This is a genomic window from Bacillus sp. UNC438CL73TsuS30, assembly GCF_000482325.1.
GTDB lineage: Bacteria > Bacillota > Bacilli > Bacillales > Cytobacillaceae > Neobacillus.
In genome coordinates this window covers 550,139-566,797 of sequence record NZ_KI535295.1, presented here as the reverse complement: position 1 = coordinate 566,797, position 16,659 = coordinate 550,139, and the positions used below count along the sequence as shown (strand labels likewise).

Here is a 16,659-nt window from a genome sequence, read left to right as displayed (position 1 = left end):
TATTTTACAAAAATTTTTAGAGGGACGATTCCCTTCTTTGCACATAAAAAGAAGGGGTCTCCCCCTTCTATTGTATCTGTTCCTTATTCAATTGAAAAGATAAAAGAATATAATGGCTGAGCACCGTTGTGAATCTCAATTTCCACGTCTGGATACTGTCCTTCCACATATTCTGCAAGCATTTTTACTTCCGCTTCGGTTACATCTTCACCGTAAAAAATCGTCAGGATTTCTGAATCATCATCGAGCATTTTAACAAGTAGTTCTTCTGCCGCTTTAATTTTCCCCTTGTTTTTTACGATAATTTTTCCTTCGGCAATTCCCATGAAATCATCTTTTTCAATTTCTAAACCATCAATTTGCGTATCACGGACGGCAAAGGTAATTTGCCCCGTTTTCACATGCTGCATAGCATCCTGCATAGCTGTATTATTCGTCTCTGCATCTGTGGAAGGATTAAAAGCTAATAATGCTGCTAATCCTTGAGGGACCGTTTTAGACGGAATCACATAGATGTCTTCTTCTGTAACATCTGCAGCCTGCTGTGCAGCCATAATAATATTTTTATTATTTGGTAAAATATAGACCTTTTTTGCGTTGACTTCCTTAACAGCTTTCACAATATCCTCGGTACTCGGGTTCATTGTCTGGCCGCCCTCAATTACTGCATTTGCTCCGATACTCTTGAATAATTCTGCAATACCGGAACCCATTGAAACAGTAACAATTCCAAATTCTGATTTTTCTTTTTGGATGTTTTGCTTATCAGAAACCAGCGGGGTATGAGTTTCACCTACAATATTGGAATGCTGCTGGCGCATGTTTTCTATTTTCATATTGATAAGGCTGCCATAACGCTGCCCGTAAGTTAAAACTTCTCCCGGCTTTTCCGAGTGGATATGCACTTTAACTAGTTCTTCGTCCGCAATGACGAGTAATGAATCTCCTAATTTGCTAAGATCCGTCCGAAACACTTCTTCTTTAAAAGGGTGTTTCACTGCCTTATCACTTTCAAATTTCACCATGAATTCGGTACAGTAGCCAAATACGATATCTTCTGTATTCATATGACTTTGTACACTCTTATGATGTTCGGCACTAACCATCTCATCCATAGAAGGAAGAGAAGCAGGTGAATCCGGAAGCTTTTCGCCTTTTAATTCTGCTAAGAATCCTTCATAGACAAATACTAACCCTTGACCACCACTATCAACGACTCCGACTTCCTTCAAAACAGGAAGTAAGTCCGGTGTCCGTTTTAAAGAAGCTTTCGCCTCCTTTAAAACCTCTTCCATGATTGTGATTACATCATCAGTTTTTTGAGCGGCTTGAACTCCCTTTTTTGCGGAATCCTTTGCAACTGTTAGAATTGTCCCCTCAACTGGTTTCATAACTGCTTTATAAGCTGTTTCAACCCCGGATTCTAATGCATGCGCAAAATCCTTGCCCGAAATGTAGGGTTTAGTTTCAACCGCCTTGGCGAAACCGCGGAATAATTGAGAAAGAATAACTCCCGAGTTCCCGCGGGCCCCCATTAGTAATCCCTTTGAGAGGGCCACGCCTACCTTTCCAATATGTTCCTGAACATTATTTCTAACTTCCTTTGCCCCTGAGGTCATGGATAAGTTCATATTTGTACCGGTATCACCATCGGGCACGGGAAAAACGTTTAACGCATCAACCATTTTTGCATTTGCAGACAGATGATTTGCTCCTTGTATCACCATTTCTGCAAAACGTTTTCCATCTAAAGCTGTTATTGACACAAACCTTCCTCCTTACAGAGGTTCGTACACGAACTTATGGGTTCGTCACTCGAACTCCCTGAACGTAAATATTTACCGAGTCAACGGCAAGTCCAACAGTTTTATCGAGGGTGTATTTAACCTTTGATTGCACGTTGTGGGCAACCTCGGAAATTTTCGTTCCATAGCTGACAATTATATACATATCAATATGTACTTCCTCATTATCTTGGCGAACAATAACTCCACGTGTAAAATTCTCTTTTCTTAATATTTCCGTAAGACCGTCTTTAATTTGATTTTTTGAAGCCATACCGACGATTCCATAACAATCGATTGCTGCTCCTCCAGCGATGGTAGCGATTACTTCATTTGAAATATCAATTTGTCCGAACTTTGTTTTTAATTCAATGGACATGAATCGTTCCCCCTTTTGGAAATTGCTCCTTGACTACAGTCATTTTACTATAGTCGCTAGAATAATTAAAGTCATTCCTCATATTATGAGCTTTTAATAACAATGGATGTCAAGGAATTTTTCTTGAAACCTTTCCTAACAAGTATTGCAATCGTACAGGTTGTATGATAAATTATTAAGGTATCTTTAGGCTAGAAAATATGGCACGTCCATTTTTCTATATCCAGATGGAAGCATCTGAAAATGTAAATGCTGTATAAAGCTTTTGGTGTTAAGGAGGGAAATCATTATGCCACGTAAATGTGTTGTAACTGGAAAGAAAACCACGACTGGTAACGCACGTTCTCACGCTATGAACGCTAACAAGCGTACATGGGGTGCTAACCTACAAAAAGTACGTATCCTTGTTGACGGAAAGCCTAAGCGTGTTTGGGTTTCTGCAAGAGCGTTAAGATCTGGTAAAGTAGAACGCGTTTAATAAAGAAAAGCTACAGCGCCTAGACGCTGTAGCTAGACAAATGTATTGATTGGGCATCCATATAGGATGCCCTTTCTTTTTTTATAAAATTCTTCCACCAAACAAAAAGCACCCGTAAACGGGCGCTGGAAAATTATAAATATCTCTATTCTTTTTTGTTAAAAGCCCCTATCATGGCTCGGACAAGTCCACCTAAAAATTTCGGCAGTTTAATGGTATAGAATTTCATATTGTCCCTCCTCAACGTCATCCACATCTCTTTTTTCAAAAGCCCTTACCATATTATTCAATCGAATGAAATCAGTACCATCTTAATCATGACTTCTTATGACTATTAATATGCCTTCAGTAAATGAAAAAGTACCATATTCACTATTAAGTTCATTACTAATACATAGTGTGGACCCGAGGGAAATATGACGATTTTTTAATGGATATTTAAAGCCTTCAAGGGTAAGGTTTTCAACGTTTGGAGTAGCAGGAATAAACGAAATGTATTTTTTATCGGATCTTTTTTCAATTTTAAAGCTTCCCGGTCCCTTCACCCAAACCTCATTGAGTCGATCAATTATGTAAACAGACGTCTGATACTTCTGTAATAATGAGTGGAGTAATAATTGGACATTGGCAAATAAATGATCAAGCCTGCCCCCGGTTGCCCCAAATAGTCGGATTTTAACTGGGTTTTGTTTTATAGCCCAGTCCAACGCCAGTTCCATATCTGTTTCATTTTTTTCCGGTTTAAACCGATTTAGATGATTTACTTTACTTTCAATAAAAACCAGTTCTTCAGGTGTAACCGAATCAAAGTCGCCAAAAGCAATTTCCGGAGTAATATTTCGTTTTAAAAGTTGATAAACTCCACGATCCACTCCAACCCATACCACATCTGATTCTGAAAAAAGGGCTAATTCGGGAAGGTCCTCTTCAGGGCCTCCTGCTAAGATATTGATAATCATACAAACAACCTTCTTTCCGGAAGCAAAAAGCCAGCTTTCGCCGGCTTCTCTCCTTACTAACCTCTAATTCTTGATATTGCTCTTGCATAGTCGTCTTCATTATAGACTGCTGACCCTGCAACAAGGACATTTGCTCCTGCTTCAATGCAAAGTTTAGCGGTTTCAGGGTTTACTCCGCCATCAATTTCAATTTCAAGCTCCTGGCCCTTTTGCTCCGCTAGTTCTTTTACCTTTTTTATTTTAGGCAGAACTTCAGGAATAAATTTTTGCCCCCCAAAACCAGGGTTAACGGACATTAATAATACCATATCAACATCAGCAATAATATGCTGTATCGTCTCCACAGGAGTCGCTGGATTTAAAACAACCCCAGCTTTAATCCCTAAAGATTTGATATGATGGATGGTACGATGGAGATGACGGCATGCCTCTACATGCACGGTGATAATATCTGCTCCCGCCTTTACAAATGTTTCGATATATTGGTCGGGATTTTCAATCATTAAATGGACATCAAGCGGCAGTTTTGTAACGGGACGAATTGCTTCAACGATTAAAGGACCAATTGTGATATTTGGCACGAAATGTCCGTCCATGACATCAACATGAATATAATCCGCTCCAGCTTTTTCTACCGCCAAAATTTCTGTTCCCAATTTAGAAAAATCCGCTGAAAGGATTGAAGGTGCAATTTTTACCATGGTTAGTACCTCGGCTTTCTCTCTTTAATTTCCTTTAGAAAATCCAAATAATGTTCATAACGATAGGTTGGAATTTCTCCTAAATCTACCCCGGCTTTCACCCCGCACTTTGGCTCACTTACATGAAGGCAACCGCGAAATTTACAATTTTCACTCGCCTTTGCTATTTCAGGAAAACAAAAAGTCAAATCCTCAGCCTCTATATTGGTGAAGTCCAATGAACTGAAACCAGGAGTATCAGCAATCAGCCCATTGCCGATTTTAATTAACTCAACATGCCTTGTTGTATGTTTCCCCCTACCAAGATGTGTTGATATATCATTGGTTTTTAATTCGAGATCTGGCCGCAGGACATTTAATAAGGATGATTTTCCTACACCCGATTGCCCAGCAAAAACAGATATTTTATTCTCAACATGCGGGTTTAGCCGTTCAATCCCCGATTCTGTTTCCGATGATGTAAGGATGACTTCATAGCCGGCCTCTCGATACTGCTCCGCATATTCCGAAATGGTTTGTAATTCTTCCTCTGTGGTAAGGTCCATTTTCGAAATACAAATAAGCGGTTGAATATGATTAAATTCAACCAGGACAAGAAAACGGTCTAATAAAACTGTGCTAAAGTCTGGTTCAACCGCTGAAAAAACAAGAATAGCCTGATCTACATTTGCAATGGGCGGACGAATTAACTCATTTTTCCTTTGCTTTACCTCAAGGATATATCCTTCTTGATCATTTTCGGCTTGAAAAATGACTTCATCGCCAACCAAAGGGGTAATCTTATTTTTGCGAAAAACCCCTCTTCCGCGGCATTGAATTAGTTCTTCATTGTGAAGAACATAATAAAAACCACTTAATGCTTTGACAATTTTGCCTTCTGGCATAGCAACACTCCTTGCCTGTTCCTTACTTGTTCCATATTAATGATTTTATAATCAAGATTTATTCATGCTGCTCAGCTTATTGTTCCTCATCATCAGAGTATTTCCTATTTTCATCAATAATTACTTGGTTATCACGAATCACTTTATACCCTGCTTTTTTACCAAAAGGAATTTCTAATTCAATCATTTTTTTGGTATCCTGGGTAATGGCGAAACTTTCAGCCGGTTCTGTCATACTATGATTCATATCTTCAATATAGATTCGAATCTCCTGTGGTGTACCCGGTGTTGCAGGTTCATATGGGATGCTCAATTCAATTGAAACATTTTTAGGCGGTTTTTCCTCTTGCCCCTTAGAGATAACGACAGAAATATGATCACCCTTCTGTAATTGTGTTCCTGGCTCCGGCGATTGAGAAATAACCATACCTTCCGGGATCTTGTCATCATATCGTTCTTCCGAGGTATCAATATCAAATCCCGACTCATCCGCATAGTCCTCTGCTGCTTTTTTTGTATATTGCCTCAAGTCTTTTAAAGTAAATCTCTCCGGACCCTTACTTACCTCGAACTCCAGGACAGTATCCTCAGGTACAATATTTTCTCCGCTACCAGGATTTTGTTTGATAATAATCCCAGGGTCACTATCCGAGTAAACTTCAGTTTTAAGGATATCTTTAAAGTTTTTACTTTCTAAAAATTGAACGACATCATTATATAGGCGCCCAGTATAGTCAGACAGTTCATATTTTTCTTTTCCTGAACTAATATAAATCGTAACTTTTTGATTTTCTTTTACTGTATTTCCAGCTTCCGGGTCCGTTTTTATAACATGCCCTTCCACTACTTTTTCATCGTTTATTTCTATTTTTTCACCTGCTTGAAGACCTTCTAACTTAAGCTTTGAAACTGCATCATTAACATTCATTCCGCTAACATCCGGGATTTTTATATCTTTTGTAGATAATAGGCCTGGTAAAACTAAAAAAGAAAAAAGTCCAAGAAGTGCAAGTATAATAAAAGTAGAAATTAAGATAATTGGCCATTTTTTACGTTTCTTTTTGTCATTTCCAATTTTTACAGGTTCATTGGGTTTAATGGTATTTTTATCGGTATTATGGACTAATGTTTCATCAAGATTTTGATAAGGTAGATCATTTGTAATGACCGGTATCGCTTTCGTTGCTTCCTCATCAATGGGGACAACAAATTTTCGCTCATTCATTCTCTCCGGGTTTAAAGCTGTTCTTAGATCCTCCTCCATTTCTTCTACACTGTTATAGCGATGGAAAGGATCCTTAGCTGTTGCTTTTAAAACAATATTTTCAACACTTTGCGGGATGTTTGCATTCCATCTGCGAACCGAAGGAGTTTCCGATTGAAGATGCTTCAAAGCAATTGAAACAGCCGACTCACCCGAAAATGGCAGCCTTCCGGTTAATAATTCAAACATCACAATACCAAGTGAATAAATATCTGATTTCCGGTTCGCCATGCCGCCTCTGGCCTGTTCCGGTGATAAATAATGAACGGAACCTAAAACAGAGTTTGTTTGTGTAATACTGGTAGCACTTAACGCCATCGCAATCCCAAAATCTGTGATTTTTACATTCCCATTTCGATCAATTAAAATATTATGTGGTTTAATATCCCGGTGAATAATATGATTTTGATGGGCATCGGAGATTGCCGAGGTCAATTGTTTCATGATATCAATTGCCTCTTCCATATGAAGTGCTGACCGTCCCTGTATGTATTGCTTTAATGTTTGGCCATCTACATATTCCATGACTATATAATAAATGGAATCTTCTTCACCTACATCGTAAATACTAACAATATTGGGATGGACGAGACTGGTTGCGGATTGGGCTTCTCGATGAAATCGGCGAATAAATTCCTCATCATTGGCAAAATCAAGACGCAGGATTTTGACTGCAACATCGCGATCTAAAATCATATCATGCGCTAAATAAACATTTGCCATTCCACCTCCGCCGATCATTTCAAGGATCTTATAGCGGCCGCTTATTCTTTTCCCAATAATCATTTATTTTCACCCTCTTTCATTCTCAACATCGAACGCTACTATGATTAGGGTGATATTATCTTCGCCGCCATTATCATTGGCTATTTTAATCAGTGTTTCTGCTTTCTCCTCTAGAATCACTTCGTTTTGGAGAATTTGAATCATTTCCTGTTCTTTTACTTTATTTGACAAACCATCTGAGCATAAAAGAAGGAAATCGCCTTCCTCAAACATAATCGTTTTAAAATCAATTTTTATCTCCTGCTCTGTTCCTAAAGCCCTAAGGATAACGTTCTTTCTTGGATGATGTTCTGCATCCTCTTTTGAAATCTGCCCAGAGCGGACCAATTCATTTACTAGTGTATGATCCTCTGTCAACTGTTGAAATCCGCTCTCATTTAAAATATACGACCTGCTGTCTCCAACGTGTGCAACGGATGTAAAACGATCTGTCGCAATAATTGCCTCGATGGTCGTTCCCATCCCCTCACACTCCGGATGACTTTTTGAATGCTCAAACAACAGCTTATTCACTTGATTGATATGCGTTTTAAGCCATTCTTCGGCCTGATCCGCTGTTTGTAATCCCTCTGCTTGCTCCCATAAATCCTTTAGGTGTCGAACGGTCATTTCACTGGCAATATCTCCAGCCAAGTGGCCGCCCATCCCATCTGCTACAATAGCAAGAAAGTGACCATCCTTATTTTGGAAGACGCCGCCATTATCTTCATTATTTTGACGAACTCTACCTTGATCCGTTTTAAAAACAGCTTTCACTTATCTTCACCTCGTCTCCTCTTTCCGCTCCTTTGCACGAAGTTGTCCACATGCTGCATCAATATCATGACCGTGCTCTCGGCGAATTGTAACATTTATTCCACGATTTTTAAGCGTTTTTTCAAAGGCAAAAATTTGATTTTTTGGAGTACGGACATAATCACGTTCCGGAACATAGTTAACAGGGATAAGATTTACATGGCATTTGATCCCCTTTAACAATGAAGCAAGTTCCTCAGCATGTTCTACAGAATCATTGACACTGCCAAAAAGTCCGTATTCAAAGCTGATTCGTCTTCCCGTCTTATCGATATAATACCGTACCGCTTTCATTAAGTCATCAAGTTTATATGCTTTATTGATTGGCATTAATCTCGATCTTAATTCAGTATTTGGGGCATGCAGGGAAATTGCAAAATTAATCTGCATATCTTCATCAGCAAATTGATAAATTTTCGGAATAATCCCACTAGTAGAAACGGTAATGTGACGTGCACCAATATTCAAACCTTTATCATGATTAATGATTTTAAGGAAGGAAAGCATGTTATCATAATTATCAAACGGTTCTCCAATCCCCATAATTACAACCGAACTTACTCTTTCATCGGTTTCATCAAGTGCCTGCTGCACATTGACAACCTGCGCAACGATCTCTCCTGCTTCTAAATGTCTTTTTAACCCGCCAAGCGTCGATGCACAAAAGGTACAGCCGATTCGGCATCCTACCTGTGTGGTAACACATACTGAGTTCCCATAATCATGCCGCATGAGCACCGTTTCGATGGAATATCCATCGTGCAATTCAAATAAAAATTTAATCGTACCATCAGATGAGGTTTGTTGAATGACGGTTTTTAATGTGGTGACAACAAAATGCTGATCGAGCTTATCTCTCAGCCCTTTGGATAAATTACTCATCTCTTCAAACGAGGTAATTCGTTTTTTATATAACCAATCAAAAATTTGCTCTGCTCGAAAAGGTTTTTCTCCGTTTTCTGACAGCCATTCCTTTAAATCATGAAGCTGCAAAGAATAAATAGATGTTTTTTTGTTGTCCGATGTTGTTTGAATCTTCGTTGTTTTTAATTGTTCCAACTGTTACCCCTTCTTTCTTAAAACTGCAATATAAAAGCCATCCGACCCAAAATCCTGAGGGAAAATTTGCAAATCAAAACCAGTAATCAAAGATTGAATGGCTTCGGGCATACGGTCTTTAAAGGTCATATCCCCCTCATAATCTGGATGATCCTGTAAAAAAGCTTTTAATGTCTTCTCATTTTCCTCTTTATCAACAGTACAGGTACTATAGACAAGGATTCCGCCTTTTTTCACTAAAGGTGAAACAGCATTTAATAATGTTTGTTGAATCTTACTTAAATGTAGAATATCCTCTGCTTTTTTCGTATATTTCATATCAGGTTTTCTTCTGATTACACCTAGACCTGAGCACGGTGCATCCAGTAAAACCCGATCAAATGATTCTGCAGGATATTCTTCTCCAACACCCCTTGAATCCATTACTATTGTTTTAATATTACCCAAACGTAAACGCTTAGCATTGTCTTGAATTAATTTCACCTTATGTTCATGCAAATCAATCGAATATATAACACCTGTACTTTGCATTTTTTCAGCAATGTGTGTACTTTTCCCGCCTGGGGCTGCACATGCATCTAAAATTTTCTCATTTTGTTTAGCACCTAAAGCAAAGGCAGCAAGCATTGAGCTTTCATCTTGAATCGTAAGCTTACCCGTCTTAAAGGCTTTTGATGAGGCTAAGTTTCCTTTCAATGAGCGAATCGCTTCCGGAATGATCGGGCTCTTTTCAATTAGGAATCCTTCCTCATCAAGTTCCTCGATACATTCTCTAACGGTGGTTTTTGTCAGATTAACTCTTGCCGTTTGTAATGGAGCCAAGACGTTCATTTCACACATTTCTCTTGTTTTTTCATAGCCAAATTGGTCCACCCATCTTGAAACAAGCCATTCTGGATGACTTGTCTCGATAGAAAGCCTCTCTATTGGATCATTAATCTCGTCAAGGGCTGTAAGACCTTCGCGTTGGATGCTGCGAAGTACACCATTTACCAAACCGGCGATCCCTTTGTGGCCGCGCTTTTTAGCAATTTCAACTGCTTCATGGATTGCTGCCCGATCCGGAATTTTATCAAGGTAAACCATTTGGTATAGCGTCAATCTTAATAGATGCGGCACCCAGTTTTCTAGTTTCTTGCTATTTTTAATAAAGGGCTTTAAAAAGAAATCTAACGCCATTTTTCTTTGAAGCGTTCCATAAGTTAATTCTGTTAATAAGCCTATATCTATAGAAGGTATTTGGTTTTTCTCAATTGTACTATTTAATAATAAGTTGCTGTAAGATTGATTTTTTTCTATTGCTGCCAGCAAATCCATTGCAGCTTCGCGCACATTTTTTCTTTTTGATGTCATATTACTCTCCAAGTCTCACGCCAGTGGAAATTTTTGAGCCTGCTCCTCGTAAAAAATCTTTACCTGTCATTTTTGTTTTACCGGAAGGTTGAAGTTCCGTTATTTTAATCGCAGTTTTATTTCCGGTACTAACCACTAAACCATCCGGTTCGATTCCGACGATTATACCAGGTATCTCACTTTTCGTACCAGATACCTTTTCAGCCTCCCAAATCTTCAGAACTTGGCCATTCATCAATGTAAAAGCAACCGGCCAAGGATTTAGACCGCGAATATGATTATAGATTTCTTCCCCTGTTTTGCCCCAATCAATTTTTTCCTGCTCACGTTTTATGTTGGAGGCAAAGCTCGCTGCAGCATCCTCCTGCGGAATCGGAGTAAGACTGTCTGCTAACAACTTTGGAATTGTTTCTGATAGGAGGTCAGCACCTGCTTTACTTAATTTATCATGGAGTGTACCCACATTGTCTGCATCCGTTATTGGGACTTCGACTTGCGTTAAGATATCTCCGGCATCAAGTTTTTCCACCATATACATAATCGTAATTCCCGTCTTCTTTTTACCTTGAATAATCGCATAGTGAATGGGAGCACCACCGCGAAGTTCAGGAAGCAGGGAAGCATGAACATTTATGCAACCTAGTGATGGAGCTTCTAAAAGTGCCTTTGGTAAAATTTGCCCAAATGCTGCAGTAACAATTAAGTCCGGCTCAAGTGCCAGAATTTTTTCAAGTTCTTCTTTTTCTCGGATTCTTTCGGGCTGATACACCGGAATTTTATGCTTTAAAGCCTCTATTTTCACAGGCGGAGGAGTTAACACTTTTTTTCTGCCAACTGGACGGTCTGGCTGAGTCACCACCCCAATAACTTCATAGCCGTCATCGATGATTCGGCGCAATACTGGTACGGAAAAATCAGGCGTACCCATAAAAACAATTTTGGTCATTCCGGTTCTACTCCTTTTAACTCTTCTTCCTCAAGATATCTGATTACCTTTGAAGTGAACAAAACTCCATCAAGATGATCCATTTCATGCTGAATCGCCCGTGCAAGGAATCCTTCTGCTTCAAACGTATACTTTTTCCCTTTTCTATTTAAGGCTTCTATCTTTACATAATTGGCTCTTGTAACATCTCCAAAAAGGCCTGGAAAACTTAAACAGCCTTCAGGTCCTGTTTGTTCCCCGTTGGCCTCTAAAAGCCTTGGATTAATCATTTCAATCGTACCATGTTCATCATCAATATCCACAATGGCAATTCGTGCGTCAAGACCTATTTGCGGGGCTGCCAGCCCAACTCCATCATATTGAATCATTGTATCATACATATCATCTAGTATTTTTCCAAGCTTCCGGTCAAACTTTGTGACAGGTTCGCACGGCTGCTCCAAAATTTCTGCAGGGTAATTTACAATTTTACGTATTGACAAATTTCTTCCTCCCTATATTTGTTGTATATAGGATAAAAAATAAGAATATTATTACTACTTATTTTCACCAAAAGTTTCTAATCGTAATCGAAAACGTCATATTATCGCGTAGACTACATCAAAATAAACGGATTTAAATCAATCGAGACTTGTAATCCATTGGCCATATCTTTTTGATATTGATCAAGAATTGTTTTAAGCGTTCTGGAAAGGTCTTTCTCCCGCTTGTATTTTATCAAACATTGATATCGATATCTATTATTAATACGGGGAATAGGCGAGGCTGTTGGTCCTAAAACAACCGTTTCATTCGATACCCTCGAGCGGATATAACCTACAATTTTCTCCGTTACTGAAACGACTGTCATCAACTGCTCATGACTGACGGTGATAAGGGTTAAATAATAAAATGGCGGGTAGTGACGGACTTTTCGAACCATCATTTCCTTGTTATAAAAAAGATCATAATCCTGAGTACCTGCAAGCTCAACACTATAATGCTCTGGGGTATAGGTTTGAATAATTACCTCTCCCGGCAATTTGTGCCGACCTGCCCTCCCGCTAACCTGTGTTAGTAACTGAAAGGTTTTCTCAGACGAGCGGAAATCGGGAAGATGAAGCATCGTATCGGCTGAAAGGACCCCGACAAGCGTGATGTTGGGAAAATCAAGTCCCTTTGCTATCATTTGCGTCCCTAAAAGAATATCAGCTTTACCATCCTGAAACTCTTGTAAAAGTTTTTCATGTGCCCCTTTTCGACCGGTTGTATCTACATCCATACGAATAATTCTTGCCTCAGGCAAAATTTTTCCAAGTTCTGCCTCCACTTTCTGTGTACCTGTCCCAAAATACCGGATATGTTCACTTAAGCATTCTGGACATTGCTTCGGTACATAACTTTCATACCCACAATAGTGGCATTTCATTTGTTCACTTGCGCGATGGTAGGTTAAGGATATATCGCAATTCGGACAATTAATCACATAGCCACAATCCCGGCACATCACAAACGAAGAGTGTCCTCGTTTATTTAAAAATAAAACAGTTTGCTGATTTTTCTCTATACGGTCCTTCAACTTATCGAATAAGCTTCGTGAAAACATGGAACGATTTCCTTCCCGCAATTCCTCACGCATATCAATGATTTCTACTGATGGCAGGGCTTGGTTATTCATCCTGCTTGGAAGTGACAGGAGCTTATATACCCCTTTCTGAGCCCGTGCAAATGATTCCAGAGACGGAGTAGCACTTCCTAGTACAACCGGACAGTTATAGGTTTCCGCACGTTTAATGGCAACATCACGCGCATGATAACGCGGCATGTCCTCCTGCTTATAACTTGTTTCATGTTCCTCATCGATTATGATAATACCCAAGTTTTCGAAAGGAGCAAAGATGGCTGATCGTGCTCCGACCACCACACTTACTTCACGGCGTAAAATTTTCCGCCATTCATCGTATTTTTCACCGGCTGACAATCCGCTGTGCATAACTGCGACAAGGTCTCCAAACCTTCCTTTGAAGCGATTTACCATTTGCGGAGTGAGCGCTATTTCAGGCACAAGAACAATCGCTTCTTTTCCCTTTTCAAGGCAATCCTGAATCGATTGCAAATAGATTTCGGTTTTACCACTCCCAGTCACCCCATAAAGTAAATAGACCTCATGTTGATTTTCATCAATAGATTTTAAAATTGGCCCAATGGCTTTTTGCTGGTGCTCAGTTAGCGGCAAACTTAAAGTCCTCTCAAATGTTCGATGCTCAAACGGGTCCCGATAAACTTCTGCATCCCTTTCCTTAAGAAGTTTTTTTTCAATTAAGGCATTGACTGTACTTTTAGTGGTATGTAAGTCATCTAATAATTGTTTTAGTTCAATTTCACGATAGTTTTCGATAAAATACCTGAGTACTTCTTTTTGTTTCGCGGCTCTTGCCGGTATTTGTTTCATTTCATCTGTTAGCTCCGGTAGAGGAAGCAATGGACGGATCATTTTAATTTGCTTTTTTTTGAGTTTTTCTTTTACCTCATAGATTACCTCAAGATGACCTTTGGCCGCTTCTCGCTGAAGCTTAGGCACAATCCCGGACTTTAATGCCTCGTCCCAATGAATGGTTCCGTCTTGATGAAAGAATGACGAAAGGGGCTCCGGTAAATCATAAAGCTTGGTGCCGCTGGCAAGTTTTACTTTTTTCTGATATTTTGCTTTTAAAGCTGCAGGCAGCATCACTTGATAGGAAAAAATCTTAAAACAAAGAGTATGTTCGGTCAGCCAGTTTCCAAGTTCTAGTAATTCTTTATTTAATACAGGTTCAAGGTCCATTGGCTCACTTATTGCTTTTAACTGTTTAAATTCTGATTGGTTTTTCAGCTCCGTCACAAACCCTTGTATTTTTCTAGGACCAAAAGGAACGATTACTCTCATTCCTGGCTGAATCGTATCTTCCCATTGGTCGGGAATTAAATAATCAAAAGGCTTATCGGTTTGTTTTGTCGGGACATCGACAATAACACTAGCAATTTTCATTTTCAGCCAAGTCCTTTAGTATCAAGGAAATTTCTTCAATAATTTTTTCAGCAACGGCTTGTTTAGACATGATTGGCAATTCCTTAACCGATCCGTCCCGTTTAAACAGCGTGACTATATTCGTTTCCGTTCCAAATCCTGCGCCCTCTGCCTTAACATTATTAGCGACAATTAAATCCGCATTTTTGCCCTGTAATTTCTTGCGGGCATATTCCTCTACATTATTGGTTTCGGCAGCAAAGCCAATTAGTACCTGCTTATTTTTTCGTTTCCCAAGCTCAGCTAAAATATCCTTTGTCCTTTCAAGCTCAATTACCGCATCCTCCGGTTGTTTTTTAACCTTTTGTTCATGGATAACTTTCGGACGGTAATCGGCAACAGCCGCCGTTTTAACCACAACATCGGCATCGTCAAAAAAACGGAGTGCCTCCTTGTACATTTCCTCTGCACATTCTACCTTTATTACTTTTATTCCAGCAGGATCTGGCAAGGAAACAGGTCCGGAAATCAGAACCACCTTTGCCCCATTTTTTCTAGCCTGTTCTGCTAGAGCATAACCCATTTTTCCTGTCGAGTGATTCGAAATAAACCGGACGGGATCAATTTTCTCCCTTGTCGGTCCTGCAGTAATGACCACGGTTTTTCCCTTAAGTAAGGGAGCGTCTTTTTGAAAATACGACTGTACCAACTCTACTATTTTTTCAGGCTCTTCTAAGCGCCCTTTTCCAATATAACCGCAGGCAAGATAGCCTTCACTTGGTTCAATAAACCGATACCCATACTCAGCTAAAATAGCCAGATTCTTTTTGACAGCCGGATGGTCATACATATGTACGTTCATTGCCGGTGCAATCCATACTGGTGCTTGCGTTGCTAATAAAGTAGTGGTCATCATATTGTCCCCTAGTCCATTTGCAAGCTTTGCGATTGTATTGGCAGTTGCCGGTGCAACGAGAATCAGGTCTGCCCAATCTGCAAGATTGATATGGGCTATGACACTTGGGTCTTTTTCATCAAAAGTATCTATATAGACTTCATTCCGTGATAATGCTTGAAAGGTTAATGGGGTTACAAATTTTGAAGCAGACTCACTCAAAATCACTTTCACCTGTACGCCTGCCTGTACTAGTTTGCTTGTTAAGGCAGCAGCTTTATATACAGCTATTCCCCCCGTAACACATAATACGATTTTTTTATCCTGTAACATAAAGAACCCCCGCTTCTATTCCACACTTTGTCATTTCTTTTATTATGCTAGAAAGCTGTTAATTTTTCATCTATTTCCTCTTTTTTTCAACAAAATGCGACATTGTTTTAAAAATAACTTGCCCTTTAACATAGGTAAAATAAAAAAGCCTGACACATAAGGAGTCCCTTTGCCGTCAGACCTTCTTTTTATGATTTCCTTAAGGAATAAATCTAACTTATTCCGCTGAAGTTTCAGCTTTTTTGGAAATGCGGTAAGTAAGCTCACCACTATAAATTTCCTCAAGCGCTTTACCCACAAACTTATAGGAAACATATTTAGGCAATTTTTCATCTCTTGCTTGCTGCATGACACGGGCACGTTTTGCCGCCACTGAAACCAGCGAATATTTTGAATCGATTTTTTCTAGTAATGAATCAATAGAAGGATATAACATTCTATTCAACCTCCAGCAATTTTTTATAGCGATGCTCTACTCGTTCTCTGCGACAATGTTCTGCCATAATAATGGCCTTAACTCGTTCACAAGCGAGCTCAACCCGGTCATTTTCCACGACATAATCGTATAATTCCATCATTTCTATTTCTTCCCGTGCAGACAGCATACGATTATGAATTAAGTCCTCTGTTTCGGTTCCGCGTGTCACAATCCGGTTCTTTAATTCAGAAAGACTTGGCGGCATTAAAAAGATAAATAATCCTTCCGGAAATTTTTCACGGACCTGGCGGGCACCTTTTACTTCAATTTCCAAAAAGACATCTTTTCCAGAATCGAGTGTTTCTCTCACATAATCTACAGGTGTGCCATAATAATTCCCGACAAACTCGGCATATTCCAATAACTTCCCTTGTTCGATTAATTTTTCGAACTCTTCCCGTGACTTAAAGAAATAATCGACTCCATCTACCTCGCCCGCGCGAGGCTTGCGAGTTGTCATCGATATGGAGTATTCAAAGGCATTACCAGGATGTGAAAATATTTCCCTTCGGACCGTACCTTTCCCTACCCCTGATGGCCCCGAAAGTACGATAAGCAATCCTTTTTCCTGCATATTTC

Annotated in this window: 17 protein-coding genes; 1 reads left to right on the top strand and 16 read right to left on the bottom strand. The window is 39.4% G+C overall.

Going from position 1 to position 16,659, the window contains the following annotated elements; translation table 11 throughout:
* Nucleotides 1–83: 83 nt before the first annotated feature.
* Nucleotides 84–1,766, bottom strand: a complete 1,683-nt coding sequence (locus M028_RS0116560) for a DAK2 domain-containing protein (RefSeq protein WP_026574844.1) — start codon at nt 1,764–1,766, stop codon at nt 84–86.
* Nucleotides 1,767–1,800: 34 nt separating this feature from the next.
* Entirely contained in the window at nt 1,801–2,163 is a 363-nt protein-coding gene (locus M028_RS0116555; protein ID WP_026574843.1) for an Asp23/Gls24 family envelope stress response protein, read from the bottom strand.
* Nucleotides 2,164–2,452: 289 nt separating this feature from the next.
* Here M028_RS0116555 and rpmB point away from each other — a divergent pair, with 289 nt between their 5' ends.
* Nucleotides 2,453–2,641 (top strand): 50S ribosomal protein L28, encoded by a 189-nt coding sequence (gene rpmB / locus M028_RS0116550; protein WP_007087786.1) that lies wholly within the window; start codon nt 2,453–2,455, stop codon nt 2,639–2,641.
* A gap of 145 nt (nt 2,642–2,786) precedes the next feature.
* On the opposite strand, the gene spoVM is transcribed toward rpmB, so the two are convergent.
* The 14 genes from spoVM to gmk form a co-directional block, all read right to left on the bottom strand.
* Nucleotides 2,787–2,870, bottom strand: coding sequence for a stage V sporulation protein SpoVM (gene spoVM / locus M028_RS30260; protein WP_035424179.1), 84 nt, complete (start codon nt 2,868–2,870; stop codon nt 2,787–2,789).
* An 82-nt stretch (nt 2,871–2,952) separates the two neighbouring features.
* A complete protein-coding gene (locus tag M028_RS0116540) occupies nt 2,953–3,600 on the bottom strand; it encodes a thiamine diphosphokinase (protein WP_026574842.1) in 648 nt (215 codons plus the stop codon).
* A gap of 56 nt (nt 3,601–3,656) precedes the next feature.
* The gene (gene rpe, locus M028_RS0116535) at nt 3,657–4,301 is read right to left on the bottom strand and encodes a ribulose-phosphate 3-epimerase (RefSeq protein WP_026574841.1); all 645 of its coding nucleotides are present in this window, start codon (nt 4,299–4,301) and stop codon (nt 3,657–3,659) included.
* A gap of 2 nt (nt 4,302–4,303) precedes the next feature.
* Nucleotides 4,304–5,185 carry a ribosome small subunit-dependent GTPase A gene (rsgA, locus tag M028_RS30255; protein ID WP_035424178.1) on the bottom strand — a complete coding sequence of 294 codons (882 nt, stop codon included), beginning with the start codon at nt 5,183–5,185 and terminating at the stop codon, nt 4,304–4,306.
* A 76-nt stretch (nt 5,186–5,261) separates the two neighbouring features.
* On the bottom strand, nt 5,262–7,235 hold the full coding sequence (gene pknB, locus M028_RS0116520) for a Stk1 family PASTA domain-containing Ser/Thr kinase (protein WP_026574839.1): 1,974 nt from the start codon (nt 7,233–7,235) through the stop codon (nt 5,262–5,264).
* A gap of 6 nt (nt 7,236–7,241) precedes the next feature.
* Nucleotides 7,242–7,991 carry a Stp1/IreP family PP2C-type Ser/Thr phosphatase gene (locus tag M028_RS0116515; protein ID WP_026574838.1) on the bottom strand — a complete coding sequence of 250 codons (750 nt, stop codon included), beginning with the start codon at nt 7,989–7,991 and terminating at the stop codon, nt 7,242–7,244.
* Nucleotides 7,992–7,997: 6 nt separating this feature from the next.
* On the bottom strand, nt 7,998–9,089 hold the full coding sequence (gene rlmN / locus M028_RS0116510) for a 23S rRNA (adenine(2503)-C(2))-methyltransferase RlmN (protein ID WP_026574837.1): 1,092 nt from the start codon (nt 9,087–9,089) through the stop codon (nt 7,998–8,000).
* A 3-nt stretch (nt 9,090–9,092) separates the two neighbouring features.
* The gene (rsmB, locus tag M028_RS0116505; RefSeq protein ID WP_026574836.1) at nt 9,093–10,442 is read right to left on the bottom strand and encodes a 16S rRNA (cytosine(967)-C(5))-methyltransferase RsmB; all 1,350 of its coding nucleotides are present in this window, start codon (nt 10,440–10,442) and stop codon (nt 9,093–9,095) included.
* 1 nt (nt 10,443) lies between these two features.
* The gene (gene fmt, locus M028_RS0116500; protein WP_026574835.1) at nt 10,444–11,388 is read right to left on the bottom strand and encodes a methionyl-tRNA formyltransferase; all 945 of its coding nucleotides are present in this window, start codon (nt 11,386–11,388) and stop codon (nt 10,444–10,446) included.
* Nucleotides 11,385–11,870 carry a peptide deformylase gene (gene def, locus M028_RS0116495; protein WP_026574834.1) on the bottom strand — a complete coding sequence of 162 codons (486 nt, stop codon included), beginning with the start codon at nt 11,868–11,870 and terminating at the stop codon, nt 11,385–11,387. Before def ends, fmt begins: the two co-directional genes overlap by 4 nt.
* A 113-nt stretch (nt 11,871–11,983) precedes the next feature.
* The gene (gene priA, locus M028_RS0116490) at nt 11,984–14,395 is read right to left on the bottom strand and encodes a primosomal protein N' (protein ID WP_026574833.1); all 2,412 of its coding nucleotides are present in this window, start codon (nt 14,393–14,395) and stop codon (nt 11,984–11,986) included.
* A complete protein-coding gene (coaBC, locus tag M028_RS0116485; RefSeq protein ID WP_026574832.1) occupies nt 14,382–15,602 on the bottom strand; it encodes a bifunctional phosphopantothenoylcysteine decarboxylase/phosphopantothenate--cysteine ligase CoaBC in 1,221 nt (406 codons plus the stop codon). The genes priA and coaBC overlap by 14 nt, the downstream gene beginning before the upstream one ends.
* Before the next feature lie 217 nt (nt 15,603–15,819).
* Nucleotides 15,820–16,038 carry a DNA-directed RNA polymerase subunit omega gene (rpoZ, locus tag M028_RS0116480; RefSeq protein ID WP_026574831.1) on the bottom strand — a complete coding sequence of 73 codons (219 nt, stop codon included), beginning with the start codon at nt 16,036–16,038 and terminating at the stop codon, nt 15,820–15,822.
* 1 nt (nt 16,039) lies between these two features.
* Nucleotides 16,040–16,654: a guanylate kinase gene (gmk, locus tag M028_RS0116475; protein ID WP_026574830.1), complete on the bottom strand. Its 615-nt coding sequence runs from the start codon at nt 16,652–16,654 to the stop codon at nt 16,040–16,042.
* Nucleotides 16,655–16,659: the final 5 nt, after the last annotated feature.